The sequence below is a fragment of the Streptomyces sp. NPDC055962 genome (genome assembly GCF_042270185.1).
GTDB lineage: Bacteria > Actinomycetota > Actinomycetes > Streptomycetales > Streptomycetaceae > Streptomyces.
The window spans coordinates 649,989-676,503 of record NZ_JBHJYN010000002.1 but is presented as its reverse complement, the minus strand read 5'-3'; the positions used below and the strand labels follow the sequence as shown (position 1 = coordinate 676,503).

General features: G+C 72.5%; 23 protein-coding genes and 1 pseudogene. 12 read left to right on the top strand and 12 right to left on the bottom strand.

Features of this window, described 5'->3' with window-relative positions; all coding sequences use genetic code 11:
• Positions 1 to 105: 105 nt before the first annotated feature.
• On the top strand, positions 106 to 1,839 hold the full coding sequence (locus ACFC51_RS08200) for an ABC transporter ATP-binding protein (protein ID WP_376368518.1): 1,734 nt from the start codon (positions 106 to 108) through the stop codon (positions 1,837 to 1,839).
• Positions 1,839 to 3,761, top strand: coding sequence for an ABC transporter ATP-binding protein (locus ACFC51_RS08195; RefSeq protein ID WP_376527590.1), 1,923 nt, complete (start codon positions 1,839 to 1,841; stop codon positions 3,759 to 3,761). Before ACFC51_RS08200 ends, ACFC51_RS08195 begins: the two co-directional genes overlap by 1 nt.
• A gap of 46 nt (positions 3,762 to 3,807) precedes the next feature.
• On the opposite strand, the gene ACFC51_RS08190 is transcribed toward ACFC51_RS08195, so the two are convergent.
• The 7 genes and pseudogenes from ACFC51_RS08190 to ACFC51_RS08160 all read right to left on the bottom strand — a co-directional run.
• Positions 3,808 to 4,884 carry an RNA polymerase sigma factor gene (locus tag ACFC51_RS08190; protein ID WP_376527588.1) on the bottom strand — a complete coding sequence of 359 codons (1,077 nt, stop codon included), beginning with the start codon at positions 4,882 to 4,884 and terminating at the stop codon, positions 3,808 to 3,810.
• A 194-nt stretch (positions 4,885 to 5,078) separates the two neighbouring features.
• A complete protein-coding gene (dnaG, locus tag ACFC51_RS08185; RefSeq protein ID WP_376368521.1) occupies positions 5,079 to 6,986 on the bottom strand; it encodes a DNA primase in 1,908 nt (635 codons plus the stop codon).
• Positions 6,987 to 7,082: 96 nt separating this feature from the next.
• A complete protein-coding gene (locus ACFC51_RS08180) occupies positions 7,083 to 8,342 on the bottom strand; it encodes an NAD(P)/FAD-dependent oxidoreductase (RefSeq protein ID WP_376368522.1) in 1,260 nt (419 codons plus the stop codon).
• A gap of 118 nt (positions 8,343 to 8,460) precedes the next feature.
• Positions 8,461 to 9,771: a deoxyguanosinetriphosphate triphosphohydrolase gene (locus ACFC51_RS08175; RefSeq protein WP_376527586.1), complete on the bottom strand. Its 1,311-nt coding sequence runs from the start codon at positions 9,769 to 9,771 to the stop codon at positions 8,461 to 8,463.
• A 36-nt stretch (positions 9,772 to 9,807) separates the two neighbouring features.
• Positions 9,808 to 10,713: a sirohydrochlorin chelatase gene (locus ACFC51_RS08170; protein ID WP_376527583.1), complete on the bottom strand. Its 906-nt coding sequence runs from the start codon at positions 10,711 to 10,713 to the stop codon at positions 9,808 to 9,810.
• A 169-nt stretch (positions 10,714 to 10,882) separates the two neighbouring features.
• Positions 10,883 to 11,401 carry a proline dehydrogenase gene (locus ACFC51_RS08165; protein WP_376527581.1) on the bottom strand — a complete coding sequence of 173 codons (519 nt, stop codon included), beginning with the start codon at positions 11,399 to 11,401 and terminating at the stop codon, positions 10,883 to 10,885.
• 26 nt (positions 11,402 to 11,427) lie between these two features.
• Positions 11,428 to 11,919 (bottom strand): annotated as a pseudogene (locus tag ACFC51_RS08160) (transposase); the annotation flags it as partial.
• A 197-nt stretch (positions 11,920 to 12,116) separates the two neighbouring features.
• Between ACFC51_RS08160 and ACFC51_RS08155 the strand changes: the two are divergent.
• Complete coding sequence (locus ACFC51_RS08155; RefSeq protein WP_376368525.1) at positions 12,117 to 12,872, top strand: vancomycin high temperature exclusion protein; 756 nt, start codon at positions 12,117 to 12,119, stop codon at positions 12,870 to 12,872.
• A gap of 67 nt (positions 12,873 to 12,939) precedes the next feature.
• Positions 12,940 to 15,015, top strand: a complete 2,076-nt coding sequence (locus ACFC51_RS08150) for a molybdopterin oxidoreductase family protein (RefSeq protein ID WP_376527578.1) — start codon at positions 12,940 to 12,942, stop codon at positions 15,013 to 15,015.
• Here the strand turns inward: ACFC51_RS08150 and ACFC51_RS08145 are convergent.
• The 3 genes from ACFC51_RS08145 to ACFC51_RS08135 are packed head-to-tail and all read right to left on the bottom strand — an operon-like array spanning position 14,978 to position 16,478.
• The gene (locus tag ACFC51_RS08145; protein WP_376527575.1) at positions 14,978 to 15,505 is read right to left on the bottom strand and encodes a gamma-glutamylcyclotransferase; all 528 of its coding nucleotides are present in this window, start codon (positions 15,503 to 15,505) and stop codon (positions 14,978 to 14,980) included. The two genes, ACFC51_RS08150 and ACFC51_RS08145, sit on opposite strands and share 38 nt — an antisense overlap.
• Positions 15,502 to 15,840: a divalent-cation tolerance protein CutA gene (cutA, locus tag ACFC51_RS08140; RefSeq protein WP_376368528.1), complete on the bottom strand. Its 339-nt coding sequence runs from the start codon at positions 15,838 to 15,840 to the stop codon at positions 15,502 to 15,504. Before cutA ends, ACFC51_RS08145 begins: the two co-directional genes overlap by 4 nt.
• Positions 15,841 to 15,899: 59 nt before the next feature.
• Positions 15,900 to 16,478 carry an NADPH-dependent FMN reductase gene (locus ACFC51_RS08135; RefSeq protein ID WP_376368529.1) on the bottom strand — a complete coding sequence of 193 codons (579 nt, stop codon included), beginning with the start codon at positions 16,476 to 16,478 and terminating at the stop codon, positions 15,900 to 15,902.
• Positions 16,479 to 16,548: 70 nt separating this feature from the next.
• Between ACFC51_RS08135 and ACFC51_RS08130 the strand changes: the two genes are divergently transcribed.
• From ACFC51_RS08130 to ACFC51_RS08115, 4 genes are all read left to right on the top strand, one after another.
• Positions 16,549 to 17,343 carry an aminotransferase class IV gene (locus tag ACFC51_RS08130; RefSeq protein WP_376368530.1) on the top strand — a complete coding sequence of 265 codons (795 nt, stop codon included), beginning with the start codon at positions 16,549 to 16,551 and terminating at the stop codon, positions 17,341 to 17,343.
• Positions 17,344 to 17,371: 28 nt separating this feature from the next.
• Positions 17,372 to 17,848 carry a DUF5990 family protein gene (locus ACFC51_RS08125; protein WP_376527572.1) on the top strand — a complete coding sequence of 159 codons (477 nt, stop codon included), beginning with the start codon at positions 17,372 to 17,374 and terminating at the stop codon, positions 17,846 to 17,848.
• A 354-nt stretch (positions 17,849 to 18,202) separates the two neighbouring features.
• Positions 18,203 to 18,907: a hypothetical protein gene (locus tag ACFC51_RS08120; RefSeq protein ID WP_376527570.1), complete on the top strand. Its 705-nt coding sequence runs from the start codon at positions 18,203 to 18,205 to the stop codon at positions 18,905 to 18,907.
• Positions 18,908 to 18,930: 23 nt separating this feature from the next.
• Complete coding sequence (locus ACFC51_RS08115) at positions 18,931 to 19,563, top strand: class F sortase (protein ID WP_376368533.1); 633 nt, start codon at positions 18,931 to 18,933, stop codon at positions 19,561 to 19,563.
• On the opposite strand, the gene ACFC51_RS08110 is transcribed toward ACFC51_RS08115, so the two are convergent.
• Positions 19,564 to 20,355 (bottom strand): sulfite exporter TauE/SafE family protein, encoded by a 792-nt coding sequence (locus ACFC51_RS08110; protein ID WP_376368534.1) that lies wholly within the window; start codon positions 20,353 to 20,355, stop codon positions 19,564 to 19,566. It abuts the gene before it with no gap.
• 150 nt (positions 20,356 to 20,505) lie between these two features.
• Here ACFC51_RS08110 and ACFC51_RS08105 point away from each other — a divergent pair, with 150 nt between their 5' ends.
• The 4 genes from ACFC51_RS08105 (at position 20,506) to ACFC51_RS08090 (ending at position 25,965) form a co-directional block, all read left to right on the top strand.
• Positions 20,506 to 21,738, top strand: a complete 1,233-nt coding sequence (locus ACFC51_RS08105; protein WP_376368535.1) for an NAD(P)/FAD-dependent oxidoreductase — start codon at positions 20,506 to 20,508, stop codon at positions 21,736 to 21,738.
• A complete protein-coding gene (nirB, locus tag ACFC51_RS08100; RefSeq protein WP_376368536.1) occupies positions 21,738 to 24,323 on the top strand; it encodes a nitrite reductase large subunit NirB in 2,586 nt (861 codons plus the stop codon). Before ACFC51_RS08105 ends, nirB begins: the two co-directional genes overlap by 1 nt.
• Positions 24,323 to 24,682 (top strand): nitrite reductase small subunit NirD, encoded by a 360-nt coding sequence (gene nirD / locus ACFC51_RS08095; RefSeq protein WP_376368537.1) that lies wholly within the window; start codon positions 24,323 to 24,325, stop codon positions 24,680 to 24,682. The genes nirB and nirD overlap by 1 nt, the downstream gene beginning before the upstream one ends.
• A gap of 116 nt (positions 24,683 to 24,798) precedes the next feature.
• Complete coding sequence (locus ACFC51_RS08090) at positions 24,799 to 25,965, top strand: alkaline phosphatase PhoX (protein WP_376368538.1); 1,167 nt, start codon at positions 24,799 to 24,801, stop codon at positions 25,963 to 25,965.
• 58 nt (positions 25,966 to 26,023) lie between these two features.
• On the opposite strand, the gene ACFC51_RS08085 is transcribed toward ACFC51_RS08090, so the two are convergent.
• Entirely contained in the window at positions 26,024 to 26,440 is a 417-nt protein-coding gene (locus ACFC51_RS08085; protein WP_376368539.1) for a VOC family protein, read from the bottom strand.
• Between the last annotated feature and the right edge of the window lie 75 nt (positions 26,441 to 26,515).

Genomic DNA, 26,515 nt, shown 5'->3' with positions numbered 1-26,515 from the left:
CGGCCCCGGGAATTTGACCCGGCCTTGAGGAAAAGCGTTCGCCGCCGGGCTGCGCGGTGCCGGAGTATGGATCGGCCTCTGCCCGTCGCCGACCGAGAGACACGCGTGCTCATACAACTCCTGCGGACCTATCTGGGCCCGTACAGACAGCCCATCACCCTGCTGGTGCTGCTCCAGCTCCTGCAGACCTGCGCCAGCCTCTACCTGCCCAGCCTCAACGCGGACATCATCGACAACGGTGTCGTGCAGGGGGACACGGGTTACATCCTGCAGTTCGGCGCGGTGATGATCCTGGTCAGCGTCATCCAGATCGTCTGCAACATCGGGGCCGTCTACTACGGCGCCCGGACCGCCTCCGCGCTCGGGCGCGACGTGCGGGCGTCGGTCTTCGGCCAGGTGCAGTCGTTCTCCGCGCGCGAGGTGGGACGGTTCGGGGCTCCTTCGCTGATCACGCGTACGACCAACGACGTGCAGCAGGTCCAGATGCTCGTCCTGATGGCGTTCACCCTGATGGTCTCGGCGCCGATCATGTGTGTCGGCGGCGTCATCATGGCGCTCGGCCAGGACGTGCCGCTGTCCGCGGTGCTGCTGGCCGTGCTGCCCGTGCTCGGCATCGCGGTGAGCCTCATCGTGAGGCGGATGCGGCCGCTGTTCCGCATGATGCAGGTGCGGCTGGACACGGTGAACCGTGTGCTGCGTGAGCAGATCACCGGCAACCGTGTGATCCGTGCCTTCATCCGTGACGGCTACGAGGAGGAGCGCTTCCGCGGCGCCAACACGGAACTGACGGACGTCGCCCTGTCGACGGGCCGGCTGATGGCCCTCATGTTCCCGACCGTGATGACGGTGGTGAACCTGTCGTCCATCGCGGTGGTCTGGTTCGGGGCGCACCGCATCGACAGCGGCGGGATGCAGATCGGGGCGCTGACCGCGTTCCTGGCGTATCTGATGCAGATCGTCATGTCGGTGATGATGGCGACCTTCATGTTCATCATGGTGCCGCGCGCGGAGGTCTGCGCCGAGCGCATCCAGGAGGTCCTGGGGACGGAGTCGAGCGTGGTGCCCCCCACCGCTCCGGTCACGAAGCTGCTGAAACACGGCCACCTGGAGATACGGGGCGCGGAGTTCCGCTACCCGGGCGCCGAGGAGCCGGTGCTGCGTTCCGTCGATCTGGTGGCGCGGCCCGGGGAGACGACCGCGATCATCGGGTCGACGGGCAGCGGGAAGTCGACGCTGCTCGGGCTCGTGCCCCGGCTGTTCGACGCGACGGACGGCGATGTGCTCGTCGACGGTACCGACGTGCGGACGCTGGATCCGGTCCTGCTGGCGAAGACCGTGAGCCTGGTCCCGCAGAAGCCGTACCTGTTCTCGGGCACGGTCGCGACGAATCTGCGCTACGGCAATCCGGACGCGACCGACGAGGAGCTGTGGCACGCCCTGGAGGTGGCGCAGGCGAAGGAGTTCGTGGAACGGCTGGAGCACGGCCTTGACGCGCCGATCGCGCAGGGCGGCACCAATGTCTCCGGTGGCCAGCGGCAGCGGCTCGCGATCGCGAGGACGCTGGTGCAGAAGCCGGAGATCTACCTGTTCGACGACTCCTTCTCGGCTCTGGACTACGCGACGGACGCCGCGCTGCGCGGCGCCCTGGCCCACGAGACCGCGGGAGCGACCGTGGTGATCGTGGCGCAGCGGGTGTCCACGATCCGTGACGCCGACCGGATCCTCGTGCTGGACGAGGGCAGGGTCGTCGGGACGGGCACGCATCGCGAGCTGATGGACGGCAACGAAACCTACCGGGAGATCGTGCTCTCCCAGCTGACGGAAGCGGAGGCCGCCTGATGGCAGGGCCGGGCGGACGGATGATGGCAGGGCCCACCGAGCGGTCCTTGGACTTCAAGGGGTCGGGCAAGCGGCTGCTGAAGCGGTTCAGCAAGGAGAAGTCCTCGCTGTCCGCGATGCTGGGCGCGGTGACGCTGAGCGTCGCGCTCTCCGTGGTGGGGCCGAAGATCCTCGGCGGGGCGACGGACCTGATCTTCGCGGGGGTCGTCGGACGGCAGATGCCGGACGGCACCACGAAGCAGCAGGCTGTCGACGGCCTGCGCGCACAGGGAGACGACGGGCTCGCCGACATGCTGGGCGGGGTGGACTTCACCCCCGGCCACGGCATCGACTTCGGCGCGGTCGGCAGCGTCCTGCTGGTGGCGCTGGCCGTGTACGTCGGCGCGGGGCTGATGATGCTGGTGTCGACGCGGCTGTCGATCCGGGTGATCAACCGGGTCGTCTTCCAGCTGCGCGAGGACCTGCAGACCAAGCTGTCGCGGCTGCCGCTGTCGTACTTCGACCGGCAGCAGCGCGGCGAGGTGCTGAGCCGGGCGACGAACGACATCGACAACATCTCGCAGACGATGCAGCAGACGATGGGCCAGCTCATCAACTCGCTGCTGACCATCGTCGGCGTGCTGGTCATGATGTTCTGGATCTCCCCGCTGCTCGCCCTGGTGGCGCTGGTGACGATCCCGCTGTCGGTGTTCGTCGCGGCGCGGGTCGGCAAGCGGTCGCAGCCGCACTTCGTGGCGCAGTGGAAGGTCACGGGCAAGCTCAACGCCCACATCGAGGAGATGTACACCGGTCACACCCTGGTGAAGGTCTTCGGGCGGCAGGAGGAGTCCGCGAGGGACTTCGCCGAGCAGAACGACGCGCTGTACGAGGCGGGCTTCAAGGCCCAGTTCAACAGCGGGATCATGCAGCCGCTGATGATGTTCGTGTCCAACCTGAACTACGTGCTGGTCGCGGTCGTCGGCGGGCTGCGGGTGGCGTCGGGTTCGCTGTCCATCGGTGACGTGCAGGCGTTCATCCAGTACTCACGGCAGTTCTCGATGCCGCTGACGCAGGTCGCCTCGATGGCGAACCTGGTGCAGTCCGGCATCGCGTCGGCCGAGCGGGTCTTCGGTCTGCTGGACGCCGAGGAGCAGGGGCCCGACCCCGATCCCGCCGAGCGACCGAAGGAGCTGCGCGGCAGCGTCGCCCTGGAGAACGTGTCCTTCCGGTACGACCCGGAGAAGCCCCTCATCGAGGATCTCTCGCTGAGCGTGGAGCCCGGCCACACGGTCGCGATCGTGGGGCCGACGGGTGCCGGCAAGACGACGCTGGTCAACCTGCTCATGCGCTTCTACGAGGTGACGGGCGGCCGGATCACTCTCGACGGGGTCGACGCGGCGCGGATGACACGCGACGAACTCCGTTCGGGCATAGGCATGGTGCTCCAGGACACCTGGCTGTTCGGCGGGACGATCGCGGAGAACATCGCTTACGGAGCCTCGCGCGACGTGACCCGGGAGGAGATCGAGGAGGCGGCGCGCGCGGCCCACGCCGACCGCTTCGTCCGTACGCTGCCCGACGGTTACGACACGGTGATCGACGACGAGGGCTCGGGGGTCAGCGCGGGCGAGAAGCAGCTGATCACCATCGCGCGGGCGTTCCTGTCCGACCCGGTGATCCTGGTCCTCGACGAGGCCACCAGCTCGGTGGACACCCGTACCGAGGTCCTGATCCAGAAGGCGATGGCGCGGCTGGCCCACGGCCGTACGAGTTTCGTGATCGCCCACCGGCTCTCCACCATCCGGGACGCCGACGTGATCCTGGTGATGGAGAACGGCTCGATCGTCGAGCAGGGCACGCACGACGAGCTGCTGGCGGCCGAGGGGGCGTACGCCCGGCTGTACGCGGCGCAGTTCGCGCAGGCACTGGCCGAGGTCGACTGATCCGGACCGGCCGGTGACCGGAGTGCGTCCCGGTCGCCGGCCGGTCTCAGTCCAGGTAGCCGCGGAGCTGGTCGGCGAAGGCGTGGGCCCGCAGCTTGTCGAGCGTCTTGGACTCGATCTGGCGGATCCGTTCGCGGGTCACGCCGAAGATCCTGCCGATCTCCTCCAGCGTGCGGGGGCGCCCGTCGTCCAGCCCGTAACGCAGCTGGACGACCTTCCTCTCCCGCTCCCCGAGCGTGGAGAGAACCGCGTCCAGGTGTTCGCGCAGCAGGAGGAAGGCGGCGGACTCGACCGGTGAGGCTGCGTCGCCGTCCTCGATGAGGTCGCCGAAGGCGACGTCGTCCTCCTCGCCCACGGGCGCGTGCAGGGAGACGGGTTCCTGGGCGAGGCGCAGCACCTCGCCGACACGTTCGGGCGTGAGGCCGAGCTGGGCGGCGACCTCCTCGGCGGTGGGTTCGCAGCCGCGCTCCTGGAGCATGCGGCGCTGGACGCGTACGACCCGGTTGATCAGCTCGACGACGTGCACGGGGACCCTGATGGTCCTGGCCTGGTCGGCCAGCGCGCGGGACATGGCCTGGCGGATCCACCACGTCGCGTACGTGGAGAACTTGTAGCCCCGCGCGTAGTCGAACTTCTCGACCGCCCTGATCAGTCCGAGGTTCCCCTCCTGGACGAGGTCGAGCATGGTCAGCCCCCGGCCGACGTAGCGCTTGGCCACGGAGACGACGAGGCGGAGGTTGGCCTCGATGAGCCGGCGTTTCGCCATCCGCCCCATGACCACCAGGCGGTCCAGGTCGAAGGCGAGCCGGGAGTCCGGGTCGGGGGTGCGGGCGAGCCGTTCCTCGGCGAAGAGTCCGGCCTCGACACGGCGGGCGAGGTCCACCTCCTCCGCGGCGCTCAGCAGCGGTATCCGCCCGATCTCGCGCAAGTACTGGCGGAAGAGGTCGGAGGACGGGCCGCCCGCCTCCGGGCGGCTGCGCGGCTCGGGGAGGTCTGGGGGCTCCACCGGTTCCTCCAGCACCGGCTCGGGCGGGCCCGCCGTCTCCGGGTGACGTGTGACCCGGTTCTGCGCGGGAATCGCCGGGACATGCTCGGTCGTGATCGGCACGGTCCGGGTCTGCACGGGGGCGACCTCCAGGTGATCGCTGCCGGACCGCGGGGATGGGTCCGCCCTCGGCGGACCGCCGCGCTCCGATGACTCAGGCACCGCCCTCCAGTGTGGGGTACGACACATCGCCGCCACGAGGGGCGTGCGGTGACTTTTTGCGTCCGGAGGGTGACGGGGTGCTGATCCCGCCCGGTCCGGGCGCGAGTGGGCTAGAGGGCGTCCGCGCCGTGGCTGCGCAGCGACTGGGCGTACTGCTGGAGGACCCAGACCTCGTTCTGCGCGGCGGCCAGGTGGTCCGGTGCGACGTTGCTGCCCAGGCGGGCGAGGCTTCCCTGGACGTCGTCGATCCTGCGGTCCACGGCACGCAGGCGGACCTGGACGAGCTGCATGCCCGCATAGGTCTCGTCGATCGTCTTGCCGTGGAACACCTCGACGGCGAGCTCGGTGACCAGGTTGCGCACCGTGTTGTCGGGGGCCGCGTCCAGCACGTTGACCAGGTACTCGCGGGTCTCCGCCAGTCCTTGCTCGGCGCCCCCCGCCTCCGCGATGCACTGGCGGACCGCCGCGTAGGGCGGGGCGGTGAACTCGTCGACGCCGTAGGCGTCGAAGGCGGGCGAGACCAGGGCGGGCTTCTGCAGGGCCAGCTTGAGCAGCTCGCGCTCGGTGCGGTGGGCGGGGCTGCGGAGGTTGAGGGCGGGGCCCGCGGGCGCCTTCGGTGCCTGGACCTGGTGCTGCGGGGGGCCGCCCCGGGGGGGCCCGCCCTGCGCGGGGCCGCGCTCGCCCCGGTCCCGGGCCCAGCGGGCGAGCTGGCCGACGCGCTTGACGACGAACTGGGTGTCGAGGATGCCCAGCAGACCGGCCAGCTGGACGGCGACCTCGTGCTGCGAGGAGCTGTTCTTGATGCGGGCGACCACGGGCCCCGCCTCGTCGAGCGCCGCGGCGCGGCCGGCGGGGGTCTCCAGGTCGTACCGGCCGACGATCTGGCGGAGGGCGAACTCGAAGAGCGGGGTGCGGGGTTCGACCAGGTCGCGTACGGCGTCGTCGCCCTTGGCGAGCCGCAGGTCGCACGGGTCCATGTTGTCCGGTGCGATCGCGATGTACGTCTCGGCGGCGAACTTCTGGTCGTCCTCGAAGGCCCGCAGGGCGGCCTTCTGGCCTGCGGCGTCACCGTCGAAGGTGAAGATCACCCGGGCGCTGCCGTTGTCCATGAGGAGCCGTCGGAGGATCTTGATGTGGTCGTTGCCGAAGGCCGTGCCACAGGTGGCGATGGCGGTGGTGACCCCGGCGAGGTGGCAGGCCATGACGTCGGTGTAGCCCTCGACGACGACGGCGCGGCTCGCCTTGGCGATGTCCTTCTTGGCCAGGTCGATGCCGTACAGCACCTGGGACTTCTTGTAGATCGAGGTCTCGGGGGTGTTGAGGTACTTCGGGCCGTTGTCGTCGTCGCGCAGCTTGCGGGCGCCGAAGCCGACGATCTCGCCCGAGGTGTCGCTGATCGGCCACATCAGCCGGCCGCGGAAGCGGTCGATCGGGCCCCGGCGGCCGTCCTGGGAGAGGCCGGAGCTGATGAGCTCCTTGTCGCTGAAGCCCTTGCCGCGCAGGAAGCGGGTGAGGTGGTCCCAGCCGGCGGGGCTGTAGCCGACGCCGAAGTGGGCTGCGGCGTCCTGGTCGAAGCCGCGGGCTGCGAGGAACTTCCGGCCGATCTCGGCTTCCGGGCCGTTCAGCTGCTCGCGGTAGAAGTCCGCGGCGATCTTGTGCGCCTCGACCAGCCGGATGCGCTCCCCGCGCTGGTGGGAGGGGTTGTAGCCGCCCTCCTCGTACCGGAGGGTGATGCCTGCCTTGGCGGCGAGCCGCTCGACCGTCTCGGAGAAGGTGAGGTGATCGATCTTCATCACGAAGGCAATCGTGTCGCCGCCCTCCTGGCAGCCGAAGCAGTGGAAGAGACCCTTGCCCGGGCTCACCTGGAAGGAGGGGGACTTCTCGTCGTGGAACGGGCAGAGACCCTTGAGGTTGCCGCCGCCCGCGTTGCGCAGCTGGAGGTACTCGGACACGACGGCGTCGATCGGGACCGCGTCCCGGACCGCCTTCACGTCGTCGTCATTGATCCTGCCTGCCACGTGTGAAGTCTACGGGTGGGGCCGGTCGTCCGGGACCGGCCGGCCCCCGGCGGCGGGCGGCGCCCCCGCCCGGTCCCGGACGGCCGGCCCCACCGCTCAGAGCAGGGAATCCAGGGGCACCGAGGGGTCGCCCAGGGCGTCCGCGTCGACCGGGCGGGCGGCCTTGACCAGCTTCTGGATGCTCTCGGTGACGTCCCACACATTCACGTTCATCCCGGCGAGGACCCGGCGGTCCTTCAGCCAGAAGGCGATGAACTCACGCTTCCCCGCGTCACCGCGGATGACGACCTGGTCGTAGGAGCCGGGCGGTGCCCAGCCGGAGTACTCCAGGCCGAGGTCGTACTGGTCGGAGAAGAAGTACGGCACCCGGTCGTACGTCACGTCCTGGCCGAGCATGGCCTTGGCGGCGGCGGGTCCGCTGTTCAGGGCGTTCGCCCAGTGCTCCACGCGCAGCCGGGCGCCGAAGAGCGGGTGGTCCACGGAGGCGATGTCCCCGGCGGCGTAGATGTGCGGGTCGGAGGTGCGCAGAGAGGCGTCGACGGCGACGCCGCCGCCCTGGGAGCGGTCCGCCATGGTGAGCCCGGCGGCCTCGGCGAGCGAGGTGCGCGGTGCCGCGCCGATCGCGGCGAGCACGTCGTGGGCGGGGTGCTCCTCGCCGTCGTCGGTGCGGGCGGCGAGGACCAGGCCGTCCTCTCCGGTGATCTCGGTGAGGCGTGCCCCGAAGTGGAAGCGGACCCCGTGCTCGGCGTGCAGCTCCGTGAAGATCTGGCCGACCTCCGGGCCGACGACGTGGTGCAGCGGGGTCGCGGAGGGGGTGACGACGGTGACCTCGGCGCCGTAGCCGCGGGCCGCCGCGGCGACCTCCAGGCCGATCCACCCCGCTCCGGCGACCACCAGGTGGCCGTTGTCGCGGCCGAGGGCGGCGAGGACGCCCCGCAGCCGGTCGGAGTGGGCGATGCGGCGCAGGTGGTGGACGCCGACCAGGTCGGTGCCGGGGACGTCGAGGCGGCGGGGCTCGGCTCCGGTGGCGAGCAGCAGCTTGTCGTAGTGGACGACGGTGTTGTCACCGAGCTGCACGGACCGGCCGGCCCGGTCGATGGAGGTGACCACCTGGCCGAGGTGGAGCTCGATGTCCGCGCCCGCGTACCAGGCGGTCCTGTGGACGAAGACGGAGTCCCGTTCGTCCTTGCCCAGCAGGTACCCCTTGGAGAGGGGAGGCCGTTCGTACGGATGCTCGCGCTCGTCGCCGATGAGGATCACCCGGCCGCTGAAGCCCTCCGCCCGGAGTGTCTCGGCCGCCTTCGCGCCGGCGAGTCCTCCGCCGATGATGACGAACGTCCGATGTGCGTCGACCACTTGATGCCTCCTCGGTACTGTGCTGCGCGGCGCCGCCACCTGCGAGCGTCCCGCACGCAGCGTGATGGCGAAAGAGGGTGTGCCCCGATCAGGTCACGGCCACCGGCATGTGGCCCCGTCATGGTCCAGTCTGCCGGGCGTCCGTGAGTGTTCCGTGAAGGGAGCGCGCGGAGGCGTCCGTGAGTGCGGCGACCTGGTCGACGAGGACCCGCTTGCGCGCCCGGTCGTCGCCGGCCGCCTCGTACAGGGCCCGGAACTGCGGTTCGAGGCCCTCCGGCGCGCGGGCCGTGAGGGCCGCGGCCAGCTCCGCGATGACGACCCGCTGGCCCGCGCGGATGACCTCCTGCTCGGCGCGCTGCATGACGTAGCGGTCCGCGACGGCCTTGAGGACGGCGCATTCGTTGCGCACCTCACGCGGCACGATCAGCTCGGCTCCGTAGCGGCCGAGCCGCCCGCGCCCGTACGCCGCGTGGGTCGCGGCCTCGGCGGCGAGGCAGAACCTGCCGATGAGCTGGCTCGTCGCGTCCTTCAGCCGGGCCTGGGAGACCGCGCTGCCGTCGTAGCCGCGCGGCCACCACTCCTGGGCGGTGAGCCGGTCGAGGGCCTCGGCGAGCTCCTGGGGGTCGGTGTCCGCGGGGACGTACCGCCCGACGGCGACGTCCCAGATGTCCGCGCGCTCGGGCTCGGAGAAGAGACAGCCCGGGTCGATGTGCCCGGCGTGCAGGCCGTCCTCGAAGTCGTGCACGGAGTAGGCGACGTCGTCGGACCAGTCCATGACCTGGGCCTCGAAGCACTTCCGGTCCTCCGGAGCGCCCTTGCGCGCCCACGCGAAGACCGGCAGGTCGTCCTCGTACACCCCGAACTTCGGTGAGCCGGGGTCCGTGGGGTGCGCACCCCGGGGCCAGGGGTACTTGGTGGCGGCGTCCAGGGCGGCCCGGGTGAGGTTGAGCCCGACGCTGACGAGCTCCCCGCTGCGGGGATCGCGGACGAAGCGCTTCGGTTCGAGGCGGGTCAGCAGGCGCAGCGACTGGGCGTTCCCCTCGAAGCCGCCGCAGTCCGACGCGAAGTCGTTGAGCGCCTGTTCGCCGTTGTGCCCGAAGGGCGGGTGGCCCATGTCGTGGGAGAGGCAGGCCGCTTCCACGAGGTCGGGGTCGCAGCCGAGGGCGGCGCCGAGCTCCCGGCCGACCTGGGCGCACTCCAGGGAGTGGGTGAGCCGGGTGCGGGGGCTGGCGTCCCAGGCGTGGCCACGGGTGCCGGGGGTGACGACCTGGGTCTTGCCGGCGAGCCTGCGCAGGGCGGCGGAGTGGAGCACCCGCGCGCGGTCCCGCTGGAACGCCGTGCGGCCGGGCCGTTTGTCGGGCTCGGTGTCCCAGCGCTCGGTGTCAGCGGTGCCGTAGGGCGTGTCCCTGGGGTCGTGCGTACCGTCCATGCCTCCGACATTAGACCGGCGGGCTGACAGGAGGGGTCAGGCGGTGGCCAGGAGGTGGGGGTGTGCCAGCGCCGCGTCGGCGGGGACGGGACCCGCCACGGCCCGGTCGTAGCGGTGCAGCAGGAGGCGCGCCACCGCCGGGTGCGCGCCGAGCGGTGCGGCGGCGATGCCCGGTGCGGCTGCGGCCGAGACGGTCGCGAAGCGGCCGGGCGCCGTGAAGTACGAGGCGAGGGCGACACGGTGGCGGCCCCGGGCGGCGAGCGCCCGCACGGCGGCCTGCACGGTGGGCGTGGCGGCCGAGGCGTACGCGGGAACCACGGGCACCCCGCCGAGACGCTCGCCGAGCAGGGCGGCGGTGCGGCGGGCGTCTACGTCCGAGTCGGGGTCGCGCGATCCGGCGGCGGCGAGCACGACGCCGGCGTCGCGGCGCGTGCCGTCCTCGTCCCGCCACCCGGCCTCGACGAGACGCTCGTACAGGGCCTCGACGAGCAGCGGGTGCGGTCCGAGGGGCTCCGCGACACGGGTGCGGAGGTGCCCGGCGGCCGCCGCGGCGCGGGGCAGGTCGTGGCGGACGTGGTGGCCGCGGCCGAGCAGCAGAGGCACGAGCACGGCGTCGCCCGTCCCGATGCCGTCCAGGGTGTCCGGCAGCAGGGGTTCGTTCAGCTCGATGTGGCCGAGCCGGACGTCGAGGCCGGGCCGCAGCTCCCGTACCCGGTCCAGGAGCTCCAGGACGGTGCGCAGGGCCTGCGGGTCCCGGCTGCCGTGTGCGACGGCGACCAGGGTGGGGGCGGATCTGCGGATGCGGTGCATGGGCCTTCGGGTTCCGTTCAGGGAGACGAGGCTGAGCTGGGTTCCGAGCTGCGAGGTGATGCGGGTCAGAAGGTGCGCCGTGCTGTCGAGGGGCAGGGACTCACGAGGGTGTTCCGGTGCCGTCTCCGTCATGCACCGATGGTGCCGGGCGGACGTTGCCGGGCCGTTTCGCACCGGTGACGGGTGTTTGCCGCTGCCTCACCGGCGGGGGGCCCGCGGTGTCAGCTTGACGTTTGACGTCTCAGGCCGAACAGCGCCTCGATCGCCCTACGGTCTGGGGGAGGGGCTCGGAGTCCCTGGATCAGTTGGTCGTGCCGATGGTGCTGCGGGCCGCGAGGCGGAAGTCCTTGACTGCTTTGTAGAGGGTCCGCTCTCGTTCGGCGGCAAGGGCGATGTCTTCGGCCTTGCGGGTGGTGTTGCCCGCGTGGGCGTTCTCGGCCATCCGTCGCATGACGTGTGAGAGGTCGCTGGAGGCGACGGTGACGCGTTCCGCGACTTCCGCGACGGACGCCGGCCCTTCGAGGATGACGAGTTCGCAGGCGCGGTGGACCTCGCGGGCCAGGGTGATGAAGCGGCCTATCTTCTCGTCGGTGCCGGGCAGGTCGGGTTGTTCCGAACGCAGCGCGTCGAGGACGGCGTCCATGGCGATGTCGCGGTCATGGAGAGCGCTCAGGTAGCCGGCGTAGGCGTCGCGGCGATGCTGGCGGCTCCATTGGGCGTGCTGAGACCGTGCCTGAGCACGGCCGTTGACGATTGCGGCCCCGAGAGTGGTGGCGGAGCCGACGGCGGCGCCCAGCAACGCGGCAAGTCCTGAGTCCATGGGCCTCAGTCTGCCGTTCCTGCTGTTCATCCGGTTCGCCGCGGCTTGGTCCCCTTCTTGTGGTGTGGTGGCCGGGTGCAGGACTCGCCGGTGGCGAGGACCGTCCGACGTCAGCGAGTGGCGGGCCGCCGGTTCTTGGAGCCGAGCGGGCGGCCGGGGCCGGGCCGTGTGGGTTTCGGTGCACCGGCTGGTGTGCCGGTCTTCGCGTGCAGGTTCCTGAACCCGCGGCGGACGCGGGCGGGGGTGAGCCTGTTCGGTTCCGTCGGCCGTTCCCACGGTCGGCGCAGATCCTGGGCGAGCGGGTGGGCGAGCCGAAGTTGGGCGTGGGCGGCCAGGACGAGCCACGTCCAGCGGTCGGCGGCCTGGGAGTCCCGGAGCTTCGGGCGGGTCCAGCCAAGGGTCTGCTTGAGGAGCCGGAAGGTGTGCTCCACGCCGAAGCGGCGGAGGAATGCCTGCCAGAACCGGTCGGCGTCCTCGTGGCGGGCGCCCGTGCCCGACCACCTGAAAACAGGATCGGGGCCCAGCCTCTCGCACGTCCGGTGAACTGGGGAAACTCCGAACAAGTCCGATCCCGGTTGGGCACCGGTGGATGAACGACAAGGTCAGTACCTGTTCACACCCGCCCCGTTCACCCGTTCGCGCGGCTCCGCGAACCTTTCGCCCCCGTCGTTCGTCCCCTTCCACGAGGCACCGGTACGAGCGCGGGGGGCGCGGCATGCGGCTGAGGACACCGACGGGGCTGCGCCGCGCGCGGCTCGGAGCCCTGGGGCGGCGGGCCGCCGCGCGGCTGCGGCCGCCGCGTACCCGGCGGGGGCGGCGGCGGCTGGTGCAGGCGCTGATGCTGGCATGCGCGGTGGCGCTGGCACCCGCGGCGTGGCTGCACGCCACGGCGGACGCCCGGGTGCGTACGACGTCCGACGCCCCGGACCGGGAGGTCGCCGTCGTGTTCGGCGCCGGGCTGTGGGAGGGGCGGCCGTCGCCGTACCTCGCGCACCGGCTGGACACCGCGGCCGAGCTGTACAGGACCGGGAAGGTGCGGGTCGTGCTCGTCACCGGGGACAACAGCCGCACGGAGTACGACGAGCCAGACGCCATGCGGGCCTACCTCACCGGGCGGGGGGTGCCGGACGGACGGATCGTCAGCGACTACGCGGGCTTCGACACCTGGGACTCCTGCGTGCGGGCGAAGCGGATATTCGGGGTCGACCGGGCTCTCCTGGTGAGCCAGGGCTTCCACATACGTCGGGCGATCGCCCTCTGCCGGTCCGCGGGGATCGACGCGTACGGGGTGGGCGCCGACGACGTACACGATGTGACCTGGTACTACGGCGGGGCACGGGAGGTGTTCGCGGCGGGCAAGGCGCTCCTGGACACGGTGTTCGAGCCGGATCCGCACTTCCTGGGCCCGCGGGAGCCGGGGGTGACGGAGGCGCTCACGGGCGACCTCACCGCGGCGGGCGGGGCGGGCTGAGGTGCGCGTACCGGGCGCGTAACCGGACGCACCGGTGCTCGTAATGCCGGCCTCGCACGCTGGGCGCATGGCCCGCACCGAGACGTCCACCCACTGCCCGTACTGCGCGCTCCAGTGCGGGATGAAGCTGCGACCGGTCACCGACGGCGGGGTGGTCGAGGTCGTGGAGCGCACCGATTTCCCCGTCAACCGGGGCGCCCTGTGCGGCAAGGGGCGCACCGCGCCCGCCGTGCTCGCCGCGGGTGCGCGGCTGACGGGTCCCCTCGTGCGCGACGCGGGCGGCGACCTGGCACCGGCAAGCTGGGAGGAGGCGCTGGAGCGGATCGCGGACGGGCTGCGGGGGACGCGGGCGGAGCACGGGGCGGACGCCGTGGGCGTGTTCGGCGGCGGCGGGCTCACCAACGAGAAGGCGTACGCCCTCGGGAAGTTCGCCCGGGTGGTGCTCGGCACCTCGCAGATCGACTACAACGGCCGCTTCTGCATGTCGTCGGCGGCCGCCGCCCACCAGCGGGCGTTCGGCCTCGACCGAGGGCTGCCCTTCCCGCTGGAGGACATCCCCCGGACCGGGTGCGTGATCCTGGTCGGATCGAACCTCGCGGAGACGATGCCCCCCGCACTGCGCTACGTGACCGAGCTGAAGGAGAACGGCGGCCGGCTGATCGTGATCGATCCGCGCCGGACCAGGACCGCCGAGCAGGCGGATCTGCACCTGGCGCCCCGGCCGGGCACGGACCTGGCCCTCGCGCTCGGCATGCTGCACCTGGTCGTGGCGGACGGGCGGGTGGACGAGGAGTTCGTCCGTACCCGGACGAGCGGCTGGGACGGGGCCAGGGCGGGGGCGATGGCGCACTGGCCGGAGCTGGTGGAACGCCTCACCGGGGTGTCCGTGCCGCAGCTGCGCGAGGCCGTGGAGATGTTCTGCGGCGCGGGGAGCGGGATGGTGCTCACCGCGCGGGGACCGGAGCAGCAGGCCAAGGGCACGGACACGGTGGGGGCCTGGATCAACTTCTGCCTGGCCACCGGCCGGGCGGGCCGCCCGCTCTCCGGCTACGGCTGTCTGACCGGTCAGGGCAACGGCCAGGGCGGCCGGGAGCACGGCCAGAAGGCGGACCAGCTGCCCGGCTACCGCAAGCTCACCGACCCCGGGGCGCGGCGCCATGTGGCCGCGGTCTGGGGCGTGGACCCCGACTCGCTGCCGGGGCCGGGGCGCAGTGCGTACGAGCTGCTGGACGCGCTGGGGCGGGATGTCCGGTCGCTGCTGGTCATGGGGTCGAATCCGGTCGTGTCCGCGCCGCGCGCGGGGCACGTGGAGGAGCGGCTGCGGTCGCTGGACTTCCTGGCGGTCGCGGACGTGGTGCTGTCGGAGACGGCGGCACTGGCCGACGTGGTGCTGCCGGTGACGCAGTGGGCGGAGGAGAGCGGGACCACGACCAACCTGGAGGGCCGGGTGCTGCTGCGGCAGCGGGCGGTCACGCCGCCCGACGGGGTGCGCAGCGACCTGGAGGTGCTGAACGCGCTCGCGTCGCTCCTGGGGCACGGCAAGGGATTCCCGGCAGAGCCGGAGGAGGTCTTCGACGAGCTGCGGCGGGCCTCGGCGGGCGGCCCCGCCGACTACGCGGGCATCACGTACGCCCGGATCGAGGCGGAGGACGGGGTCTTCTGGCCCTGCCCCGACGAGGGGCACGCCGGGACGCCCCGGCTGTTCCTGGAGCGGTTCGCTACGGACGACGGGCGGGCCAGGTTCGTCCCGGTCACGCACCGGCCCGCGGCGGAGGAGACGGACGCGGAGTACCCGGTGGTGCTCACGACCGGGCGGGTCGTGTCCCAGTACCAGTCGGGGGCGCAGACCCGCCGGGTCGCCGAACTGAACGCCGCCGCGCCGGGGCCGTTCGTGGAGCTGCACCCGCGGCTCGCCGAGCGGATCGGGGTGGCCGAGGGCGAGCGGGTGGCGGTCACCTCACGGCGCGGGCGGGCCGTGGCACCGGCCCGGATCACGGTGGCGATCCGGCAGGACACGGTGTTCATGCCGTTCCACTGGCCGGGCGAGGGACGCGCCAACTCCCTGACCAACCCGGCGCTGGACCCGGTGTCGCGGATGCCGGAGTTCAAGGTGTGCGCCGTGCGGGTGGAGGCCGCCGGCTGAGCCCGTCACCGCCCGGCACAGGCGTGCCGCCGGTGCGCAGGGAGCGGACGACGGGGGCGGCCGCGAGGTGGACCCAGGCGCGCACGGGCCCGTCGGGGAGGGGCCCGGGCCGTCCCGGCCGGGTCCGTCCCATCCGGGGAGCGGCCGTCCCCGCCCGGCGCGGTGCCGTCGGCCGCCCGCACCGGGGGTGGGCGCTGCGGACCAGCCGGTCGTACAGGTTGCGCGGGTGGTCCGGGCCCCGGTACCGCTCCAGGTCGTCCAGCAGCCGGAGCAGTTCCCCGTGGGCCCCGGGCGCCGCGGTGACCAGCGTGCCGTGGACGGTGTCCGGGCCGTCGACGGCGTACGGATGGCCGGGGCCCTCGCAGAGGAGGGCGCCAGGCGGCACGGCCGGCCGCTCGTCGCGAGTGCGGCCCCGGAGGAACCGGTCGTGGTCGGCCTCTCCCGGGAGCAGCGTCCCGTGGACGAGGAACGGCAGCCGGCCGTCCGTCACAGGCTCGCCACCGGCGCCGTCTCCGCGGAGACCCAGGCCAGATAGCGGTCGCTGCCGCGCACGACGGGCACCGCGATGATCTCCGGTGTCGCGTAGTCGTGTGCCGCGAGGAGCTGCGCCTCCAGCTCGTCGTACCGCTGGGCCGTCGTCTTGAACAGCACCTGCCATTCCTGGCCGGACTCGACGGCTCCCTCCCACCGGTACACGGAGGTGACGGGCGCCGAGATCTGGGCGCAGGCGGCGAGCCGTGCCTCGACCGCGCCCCGGGCCAGTGCCTGGGCCTTCTGCTCGCTGTCCGTCGTGGTCAGCACCGTCAGCCATGCGGGCTCGGTCATTCCTCGGGTCTCCTCGTGTCTCGGCATCCGTGACCCCCCGATTGTCGGCCTCCGCTCCGTCAGCCGCCGTACGGGTGCCGGGCCCTGGCCTCGCGCAGGGCGCGGCCCCACCAGACGAGCTGGTCGAGCAGCTTCTTGGCGGCCCCGTCGATCCGTGCCGGGTCCTTGGGCACGCCCCGGTCGTCGAAGAGGGCACCGGCGTTGTGGAAGGAAACGGTGTCGCGGACGGTGACGGCGTGCAGCTCGGCGAAGACCTGACGCAGGTGCTCGACGGCCCGCAGACCGCCGGAGATTCCGCCGTACGAGACGAACGCGACGGGTTTGGCCTGCCATTCGGCGAAGTGCCGGTCGATGAGGTTCTTCAGGGGGGCCGGGTAGGAGTGGTTGTACTCGGGCGTCAGCACGACGAACGCGTCGGCGCGGGCCAGCCGCGGGGACGCCAGGGCGGCGCCGGTGGCGGGCGGTTCGGTCTCGGCGACGTCGATCAGCTCGGTCTCGACGTCCGGGTGGCCGGCAGCCCGCCCGAGGAACCAGTCGGCGACGACGGGCCCGAAGCGGCCCTCGCGGTTGCTGCCGAGGATGACGGCCACCCTGAGCGGGGCGTCGGACGGGGCAAGGTCAGGTGTGGTGAGGTCCATGCCGAGCAGCCTCGTACCTCGACCACGATTGAGGTCAAGCGCCGGCGCACCGGCACCTACGCTGGCAGCCATGACGACTCCCCTGTCCGACGTGTACGCCGAGTTCGACGGCCGGCCCGCCACCGAGGAGGATCTGCGGATCCCGGCGCTGGCCGGCTACGGACACTTCACGGCGATGCAGGTGGAAGACCGTACGGTGCGCGGCCTCGCCCTGCATCTGGACCGGCTGGACTCCGCGAACCGGGAACTCTTCGGACCGCCCCTCGACGGGGAGCGGGTGCGCGAGCTGATCAGCCACGCGCTCGACGGCGCCGGGAGGCAGGACGCGTCGGTCCGCGTGCACGCCTACATGCCGCCGGAGAGCGCGGCGACCGTGACGATGGTGACGGTGCGGGAGCCCGCCCGGCCCGACGGTGCACCCCGGAGCCTGATGTCGGTCCCGTTCGCGCGCGCCGTGCCGCACATCAAGCGCCCCGGCGAGTTCGCCCAGATCTACTACGGGCAGCAGGCCCGGCGGGCGGGCTTCGACGACGCGCTGCTGACGTCGCCCGGCGGCATGGTCACCGAAGGGGCGGTCACCAACATCGGCTTCTGGGACGGCACCGCGGTGGTCTGGCCGGACGCCCCGGCGCTGGCGGGCATCACCATGGCCCTGCTGGAGAGCGGTCTGGCGCGGGTGGGCCGGCCCTCACTGCGGCGCGGAGTGACGCTGGAGGACCTGGGTGCCTACCGGTCGGCGTTCGTCAGCAACTCGCAGGGCATCGCACCGGTCCACCGGATCGACGACACCCCCTTCGAGGTCGACGAGGAGCTGATGACGCTGCTCGCCCGGGTCTACGAGGACGCCCCCCGCGAGCGGGTCTGACCTCCCCGGCATGCGGGACCATGGGGCCATGCAGATCCATATCGAAGCCACCGGACTCCCGGGCCGCACCTGCGGTCCCGACACCGACTTCGCCGGTTTCGACAACATCCACGTCGGCGTGCAGCGCAAGGACCGGCCCGGCGAGCTGCTCGGCATCCATCCGGGCGACGCCCCGCACGCCTCCTGGACCCTGGACTGCACCACGGTGTCCACCGCCGAGGGCGTCGAGGTGTCGGGCCCGTACATCCAGAACCGGCTCGGGGGGCGCTTCGCCTATCTGTCCTGGGGCACCGTGGACGGTTCCGGCGGCTTCACGATGTTCCGGCGCGCCAAGCTGATGATGAGCGACATCGACCCCGAGGTCCTGGAGGCCGCCGCGAGGACCGGGCACCTCACCGCGCGGCTGCGGCTGAGCGACGACCGGGGCCAGCCCCGCTGCGCCCGGGTGCGCCCGCCGGACATCACCTGGTCCGCGACGGACGGGAGTGACGCACGCCAGGCCTGAGGGACGCGGGATATGACACCGCCCCCACCGGTCCCGGGGGGGGTGGACCGAAGAGGGCGGTTGCCATGGGGCCGGCGGGGGGCTGCCGTCCCGTGGGGGGATAAGAGGCGTGTTCCCGGCCGCCCCGAGTCCATTCATGTGATGCACATCACACCGGACGGCCGGGGGTGCTCACCCGATCGGCACCGGCCGGCCCCGACGGCCCCGGCACCGCCGCGACCTGCACCGGGCCGGGCCGACGGGCCCGCCTCCCGGGGCCGGACGGGTGAAAGCTGACCATGCGTCAGCATGCGGACGGCGGGGGTGGCCCGTTACCTCGGAGGCAGGACACATCCGTCTGCCCGGAGGATTCCCATGCGCTGCCCCGCCCGCCTCGTGACCGGTACCGCCGCCGCGGCCCTCACCGCCGCCGCGCTGGGCCTCGCCGCCCCGTCCGCCCATGCGGCCGGCCCCGGCAGACCGGAGCTCGCCGCCGTGTCGGCCGCACCCGGCGCGGCGGACTGCGGAGCGGACGATGCGGCTGCGCCCGGCACGGCGGCCTGCGACAGCGGCGATGCCGCGCTGGCGGGCCCCGAGGCACCCGTGGACCCGGCGACGGCCCCCGACCCGGAACCGGCCGGGGACCCTGCGGCCGGAGACCCGTCCGCGGAGGACCCGTCCGCCGAGGAGCTGGAGCCGCTCGACGGCCTGGAGCCCGCCGAGGACCTGGCGGCCGTCTCGGCGCCCGCCTGGCCGGAGACGGACGAGGCAGGGACCGGGGACGAGGCCGCAACGCTCCAGCCGCCCGGGGCCGGTACGGCGTCCGGCAACCGCCCCGAACCCCTGACCCCGCCCGGGACGGCCGACCCCGGCTCCGCCAGGCCGCCCGTGCCGCCCGGGCACCGGCCCACGACCGCGCCCAGCCCCAGCCGGCCGTCCGGTCACGTGGGGACGGGTGTCGGCGGCAGCACCGCCCCCGACACCGCGCAGCTCGCGGCGGGCGCCGCCCTCGTCGGGGCGGCGGCCTTCTGCGGCGTCCTGCTGCTGCGCCGCCGCCGCACGGGCGGCCTGTACCGCTGAGGGCGAGCGGCGGAGGACGGGACGTGGACAGGACGGCACTTCAGGCCCGGGCCTGGCTGGTGGGCATCGTCGCGCTCTGCGGGGTCTGGCTGGTCCACAACGGCGTGGCCCTGCGGACCGCCGCCCCTCAGCCGTCGACCGCCGAGGCCTTCGCCGCGGGCCCGGAGGTACGGCCGGGCACCCCGGTCGCCGAGCCGCTGCGTTCCTCCGCACCGGTCAGGATCCGTATCCCGGGCATCGGTGTGGACGCGCCCATGACGGGTCTCGGACTGGACGCGGACGGCGGCCTCGACTCCCCGCCCGCCGGGAACCGCAACCTCGCGGGCTGGTACGCCGACGGGACCCCGCCCGGGGCCAGGGGCACCGCGATAGTCGCCGGGCACGTCGACACCGCCGAGGGCCCGGCGGTCTTCTACGCCCTCGGGTCCCTGAAGAAGGGGACCGCGGTCGAGATCGACCGCGGGGACGGCCGCACCGCCGTCTTCTCGGTCGACGCGGTCGAGGTGTACGACAAGGACGCGTTCCCCGACAAGCGGGTCTACGGCGCCACCCGGCACGCCTCGCTCCGGCTGATCACCTGCGGCGGCGGCTTCACCCGGGAAACGGGCTACCAGGGCAACGTGGTGGCGTACGCCCACCTCACCGACGTCCGCTGATCAGGCCGTCCACTGGTCGAAGCCGAGCTTGGCGACCAGCGAGAACACCACGACCAGCAGGACCCCGCGGACGAAGCCGCTGCCCTTCCTGAGAGCCATCCGCGCCCCGGTCATCCCGCCCGCCAGATTGAATACGGCCATCAGCGCGGCCAGCTGCCACAGCACCGTCCCCTGGTAGGCGAACATCGCCAGCGCGCCGGCGTTGGTGCAGACGTTCACGATCTTGGCGGTGGCGGACGCGGTGACCAGGTCCAGGTGGAGCACCGCGGTGAGCGCCAGCACCAGGAAGGTGCCGGTACCGGGCCCGAACAGCCCGTCGTAGAAGCCGATTCCGCCGCCGACCAGGACGATCGCGGTGACCGTACGGGCCCGTGTGACCTGCTTGCCCGGTGTGTCGCCGGCCGCGGCGGTGCCGAAGGACGGCCTCAGCATCACGAAGGCCGCGACGGCGAGCAGCACCACCATGATCACCGGGCGCAGCACGTCACTGCTGATCCCCGCGGCGAAGAAGGCGCCGGTCATCGACCCCGCGAGCGCCATGAGGCCGATCCGCACGGCGGTACCCACCTGGACCGGAGCCTTGCGCACATAGGTCACTGCGGCGCCGGAGGTCCCGACGATGGCGACGGCCTTGTTGGTGCCGAGGACGTGCGCGGCCGGGACGTGCGGCAGCCCCAGCAGCAGGGCGGGCAGGAGGAGCAGCCCACCGCCGCCCACCACTGCGTCGATCCAGCCCGCCGCGGCGGCGGCCAGGCAGAGGACGACCAGGGTGGTGAGGGTGATCTCAGGCATGGTCGCGACTAAAGCAGATGGTGCCTACACCGTCCAACCCGGCCGTGTCCTCGCCCTCACAGGGCGTGCCGGGACGCGCTGAGCGCAAGGTTCCTCCAGGGAAACAGGAGGGATCCGGTCGGGTAACACCCACCGCGCACTCTCATGGGCATGAGGACACAGACGGAGAACGCGGCGCGGGTGGTGGTGATCGGTGCCGGGATGGCGGGCGCCCGGCTCGCCGCCCGGGTCCCCGGTGTCACCGTCATCGGCGAGGAGGCCCACGCACCGTACAACCGGGTGCTGCTGGCCGAGGTGCTCGCCGGCCGGTACGAGCCGGACGTCATCGCACTGCCGCCCGCCGAGGTGCGGCGCGGGGTGCGTGTCGTGCGGATCGACCGGGCGGAGCGCCAGGTGCTCTGCGACGACGGCAGCGTCGTCGGCTACGGGCGCCTGGTGCTGGCCACCGGCTCCAACCCGGTGCTGCCGCCGCTGCGGGGCCTCGGACACCTGCTCCCGGACGGGGTGCATCCGTTCCGCACCCTCGACGACTGCCTGGCCCTGCGCGCCGCCGTACGCCCCGGCGTGCGGGCCGTCGTCATCGGCGGCGGGCTCCTCGGGGTGTCGGCCGCCCGCGCGCTGGCCGAGTGCGGCGCCCAGGTGGTGCTGGCCCAGCAGGGCGAGCACCTCATGGAGCGGCAGCTGGACGCCGAGGCCGCCGGGATGCTCCGCCGTCACCTGGAGGGCCTCGGCGTCGAGGTGCACACCGAGTGCCGGGTGCGCGGGCTGCGCTGCACCGACGGGGACACCCCCGCGGTGCGGGCGGTGGAACTCGCCGACGGCTACGAGCTGGAGGCCGAGATCACCGTGCTGGCCTGCGGGGTCCGTCCCCGGACCGGGCTGGCCCAGGCCGCCGGCCTCGACGTCCGCAAGGGCGTCGTCGTCGACGACGAACTGCGCACCTCGGATCCGTACATCCACGCCGTGGGCGACTGTGCCGAACACGGCGGGACGGTCTACGGGCTGGCGGGCGCCGCGCTCGAACAGGCCGACGTGCTGGCCGAGGTGCTGGCCGGACGCCCCGCGCGCTACGAGGGCACCCGGGCCCTGACCCGGCTCACCCTCCGCTCGCCCTCCGCCGTGACCGCCGGGGCCTCCGGGAGCCTCGACCTGGCCGCCTTCGGCGACTCCCGTCCGCTGCCCGGCGACGACGTGGTCAGGCTGGCGGACGCCACCCGTGGTGCGTACCGCACGGTCGTCGTCCGGGGCGACCGGCTGGCGGGCGGGGTGCTCTTCGGCGACCTCGCCGCGGTCGGCACCCTCGCCCGGACCTGGCAGGACGACGACCCCCTCCCCGCCGACACGTCCCTGCTCCACCTGCTCACCAACGACGGAGGCTTCTGATGCCGGTGTCCACTCCCCCGAACGCCCCCACCGCAGGCGTGCCGACGATCGTGGTCGTCGGGCACGGCATGGTCGGTCAGCGGTTCCTGGAAGCGCTCGCCGACCGCGGTCTGACCGCCACCGCCGGGACCGCCAGGGTCGTCGTGCTCTGCGAGGAGCCCCGCCCCGCGTACGACCGGGTGCAGCTGACCTCGTACTTCTCCGGGAAGACGCCGGAGGACCTCTCGCTCGTCGAGGCCGGCTTCATGGAGCGCCACGGCATCGAGCTGCGCGTCGGCGACCCGGCGGTGAGCGTCGACCGTGAGGCGCGCACCGTGACCGCGCGCTCCGGGGAGACCTTCTCCTACGACACGCTGGTGCTGGCCACCGGCTCGTACCCCTTCGTCCCTCCGGTCCCCGGCAAGGACGCCGAGGGGTGCTTCGTCTACCGCACCATCGAGGACCTCCTCGCGATCGAGGAGTACGCGAAGACCGCGAGGACCGGCGCGGTCGTCGGCGGCGGGCTGCTCGGCCTGGAGGCCGCGGGCGCGCTCAAGGGCCTCGGACTCGACACGCACGTCGTGGAGTTCGCGCCCCGGCTGATGCCGGTCCAGGTCGACGAGGGCGGCGGCGCCGCGCTGCTGCGCACCATCGAGAACATGGGCCTGACCGTCCACACGGGTGTGGGCACCCAGGAGGTCACCGCGGGCGAGGACGGCCGGGTCGACGGCATGTCCCTGTCCGACGGTTCCTCGCTGGAGACCGACCTCGTCGTCTTCTCGGCGGGTGTGCGCCCCCGGGACCAGCTGGCCCGCGACTGCGGTCTGGCGGTCGGCCCGCGCGGCGGCATCGTCGTCGACGACGAGTGCCGCACCTCCGACAGCGACGTCTTCGCGATCGGCGAGTGCGCGCTGGCCTCCGACGGCCGGGTCTACGGGCTGGTGGCGCCCGGTTACGAGATGGCGGTGGCGGTGGCCGAGGTGATCGCCGGCGACGCGGCCTCCTTCACGGGCGCCGATCTCTCGACGAAGCTGAAGCTGCTCGGTGTGGACGTCGCCTCCTTCGGTGACGCGCACGGCACGGCCGAGGGCTGCCTCGACGTCGTCTACGCGGATTCCCGCTCGGGCGTCTACAAGAAGCTGGTGATCGGCCAGGACGGCACGCTGCTCGGCGGTGTCCTGGTGGGCGACGCCGACCAGTACGGCACGCTGCGGCCCATGACGGGCACGGTCCTCCCGGTCGCCCCGGAGCAGCTGGTGCTGCCGGCGGGCGCGGGCGGCCCGGTCACCCTCGGCCCGTCCTCGCTGCCCGACGAGGCCGTGATCTGCTCCTGCCACAACGTCACCAAGGGCGCGATCTGCGAGCACACCACGCTCCCCGAGGTGAAGAAGTGCACCAAGGCGGGCACGGGCTGCGGGAGCTGCGTCAAGGTCATCGGCCAGCTGCTCCCGCAGCCCGAGGACCAGGGGCTGTGCGGCTGCTTCGAGTACACCCGCAGCGAGCTGTACGAGATCGTCCGCACCCTGGGCGTCACGACGTACGCCGCGCTCCTCGACTCGCACGGCCGGGAGGCGGCCCGCGGCGGGGACGGCTGCGAGGTCTGCAAGCCGACGGTCGGTTCGATCATCGCCTCCCTGGCCCCGACGCTCGGCGCCAGCGGCTACGTGCTGGACGGCGAGCAGGCGGCCCTCCAGGACACCAACGACCACTTCCTGGCCAACCTCCAGCGCAACGGCTCGTACTCGATCGTGCCGCGCATCCCCGGTGGTGAGATCACCCCGGAGAAGCTGATCGTGATCGGTGAGGTGGCACGGGACTTCGGCCTCTACACGAAGATCACCGGCGGGCAGCGGATCGACCTCTTCGGCGCCCGCGTGGACCAGCTGCCGCTGATCTGGACCCGGCTGGTGGACGCCGGCTTCGAGTCCGGGCACGCCTACGGGAAGTCGCTGCGTACGGTCAAGTCCTGTGTGGGGCAGACCTGGTGCCGCTACGGCGTCCAGGACTCGGTGAAGATGGCCATCGACCTTGAGCTGCGCTACCGGGGGCTGCGCTCCCCGCACAAGCTGAAGTCGGCGGTCTCGGGCTGCGCCCGGGAGTGCGCGGAGGCCCGCGGCAAGGACTTCGGGATCATCGCCACGGCGCAGGGCTGGAACCTCTACGTCGGCGGCAACGGCGGCGCCACCCCGCGCCACGCGGACCTGCTCGCCCAGGACCTCTCCGACGCCGAACTGGTGCGTCTCATCGACCGGTTCCTCATGTTCTACATCCGCACGGCGGACCGTCTGGAGCGCACCTCGACCTGGCTCGACCGCATCGAGGGCGGCCTGGACCACGTGCGTGACGTCGTCGTCCACGACTCGCTGGGTCTCAGCGACGAGCTGGAGCGGCTGATGGCCGACCACGTCGCCGGCTACCGCGACGAGTGGGCCGAGACCATCAACGATCCGGAGCGGCTGCGCCGCTTCGTCACCTTCGTGAACGCCCCCGACGCCCCCGACCCCTCGGTCAAGTTCGTCCCGGAGCGCGACCAGGTCAAGCCCGACCTGGACATCCTCGCGGGCCCGGTGCTCGCCATCCGTACCCTTGAAGGGACCTCTTCCTGATGACGACCCGGACGATGGAAACGGCACAGGACACCCGCTCGATCCAGCTCGCGGACGGGGACGGCTGGCTCACGGTCTGCGACCGCTCGCTGCTGACCCCGGGGCGCGGCGTCGCGGCTCTTCTCCCGGACGGCCGGCAGGTCGCGCTGTTCGTGGACCGGTCGGGGCGCGCGTACGCGATCGACAACCGGGACCCGTTCACCGGCGCGTACGTCCTCTCCCGCGGGCTGGTCGGCTCCGCCGGGGGGCGGCCGTTCGTCGCGTCGCCGCTGCTGAAGCAGCGCTTCGACCTGGAGACGGGCGCCTGCCTGGACGACGACGACGTCACCGTGCCGGTCTTCCCGGTCCGCGCCGACTGAACCCGCTCCGTTCATGACACGTTGGAGATCCGGCAACCGGGCGCCTCTACTGTCCTGACGTTCGACCCGCCGGGCCGACCGGGCCGGTGGGCCAGCACGTCACCCGTGGAGTGATCGTGGAACGTCGGACCTTCTTGCGCACAGCGGTGATCGGCTCATCCGCGGCGGCCTTCGGCGGCACCCTCTGGCGGGGTGCCGCCTTCGCGGATCCGGCCCAGCCGGCCACCGGCCCCTACGGGCCGCTCCAGTCGGCCAACAGCAACGGCATCCTGCTGCCGAGCGGCTTCACCAGCAGGATCATCGCCCGTTCCGGACAGACCGTCCCCGGCACCTCGTACTCCTGGCACAGCGCACCCGACGGCGGGGCCACCTTCACCGACGGCAGCGGCTGGATCTACGTCTCCAACGCCGAGGTGTCCTCGGGCAGCGGCGGCGGGGCGAGCGCGGTGCGCTTCAGCTCCTCGGGGACCGTCACCTCCGCGTACCGGATCCTGTCCGGCACGAACAACAACTGTGCCGGCGGCAGGACCCCGTGGAACACCTGGCTCTCCTGCGAGGAGGTCACGCGCGGCTTCGTGTACGAGACCGACCCGTGGGGCGTGAACGCCGCCGTGCAGCGCCCGGCGCTGGGACGGTTCAAGCACGAGGCCGCGGCGGCCGACCCCGACCACGGCTACGTCTACCTGACCGAGGACGAGACGGACGGCCGCTTCTACCGCTTCCGTCCCACCACGTGGGGCAACCTGTCGTCCGGCACGCTCCAGGTCCTGGTGGCGGGCACCGGCACCTCGGGCCCCGTGACGTGGACGACGGTCCCCGATCCGGACGGTTCGCCCACCCAGACCCGCTACCAGGTCTCCGGCGCCAAGGTGTTCAACGGCGGCGAGGGCTGCTTCTACGCGGCGGGCACCTGCTGGTTCACCACCAAGGGCGACAACCGGGTGTGGGCGTACGACGCGAACGCCTCGTCCCTCTCACTCGCGTACGACGACTCCCTCGTCACGGGCGGCAGCGCCCCGCTGACCGGCGTCGACAACGTCACGCGCGCGGTCTCCGGCGACCTCTACGTCGCCGAGGACGGCGGGAACATGGAGATCTGCCTCATCACCCCGGACGACACCGTCGCCCCGTTCCTGCGGATCAGCGGCCAGTCCGGCTCGGAGATCACCGGCCCGGCCTTCTCCCCCGACGGGCGGCGGCTGTACTTCTCCTCGCAGCGCGGCACCAGCGGCAGCTCGTCCGGCGGGATCACCTACGAGGTGACGGGGCCTTTCCGCTCCTGACGCACCCCCGGGGCAGCGGTCGCGGCGCCGGTCCCGCGCCCGCTGCCTCCCCGGCAGCTCAGCCCTGGCCCCCGACCGCCGCCGGGTCCATCCAGACGACCTCCCAGATGTGGTGGTCGGGGTCCTGGAAGGAACGGCCGTACATGAAGCCCTGGTCCATGGCCTCGTTGGCGGGCGACCCTCCGTTGGCGAGCGCGGCGTCGGCCAGCTCGTCGACCTTCTCGCGGCTCTCCGCGCTCAGGGCGATGAGGACCTCGGTCGTTCTGGAGGAGTCGGCGATCTCCTTCTTGGTGAAGTCCTTGAAGCGGGGCTCGCTGATGAGCATGGCGAAGATGGTGTCGCTGATGACGAGACAGGCGGTCGACTCGTCGCTGAACTGCGGGTTGAAACCGAAGCCGAGCTTCCCGAAGAAGTCCTTCGTCACCCCGAGGTCCTTGACCGGCAGGTTCACGAAGATCATCTGAGGCTGGGGCATGGTGATCCACTCTTCCGTCCGGCACGCTGCGGTGCTCCCGGGCGCTCCGTGCGAGCGCTTACGAGAGGTAGACGA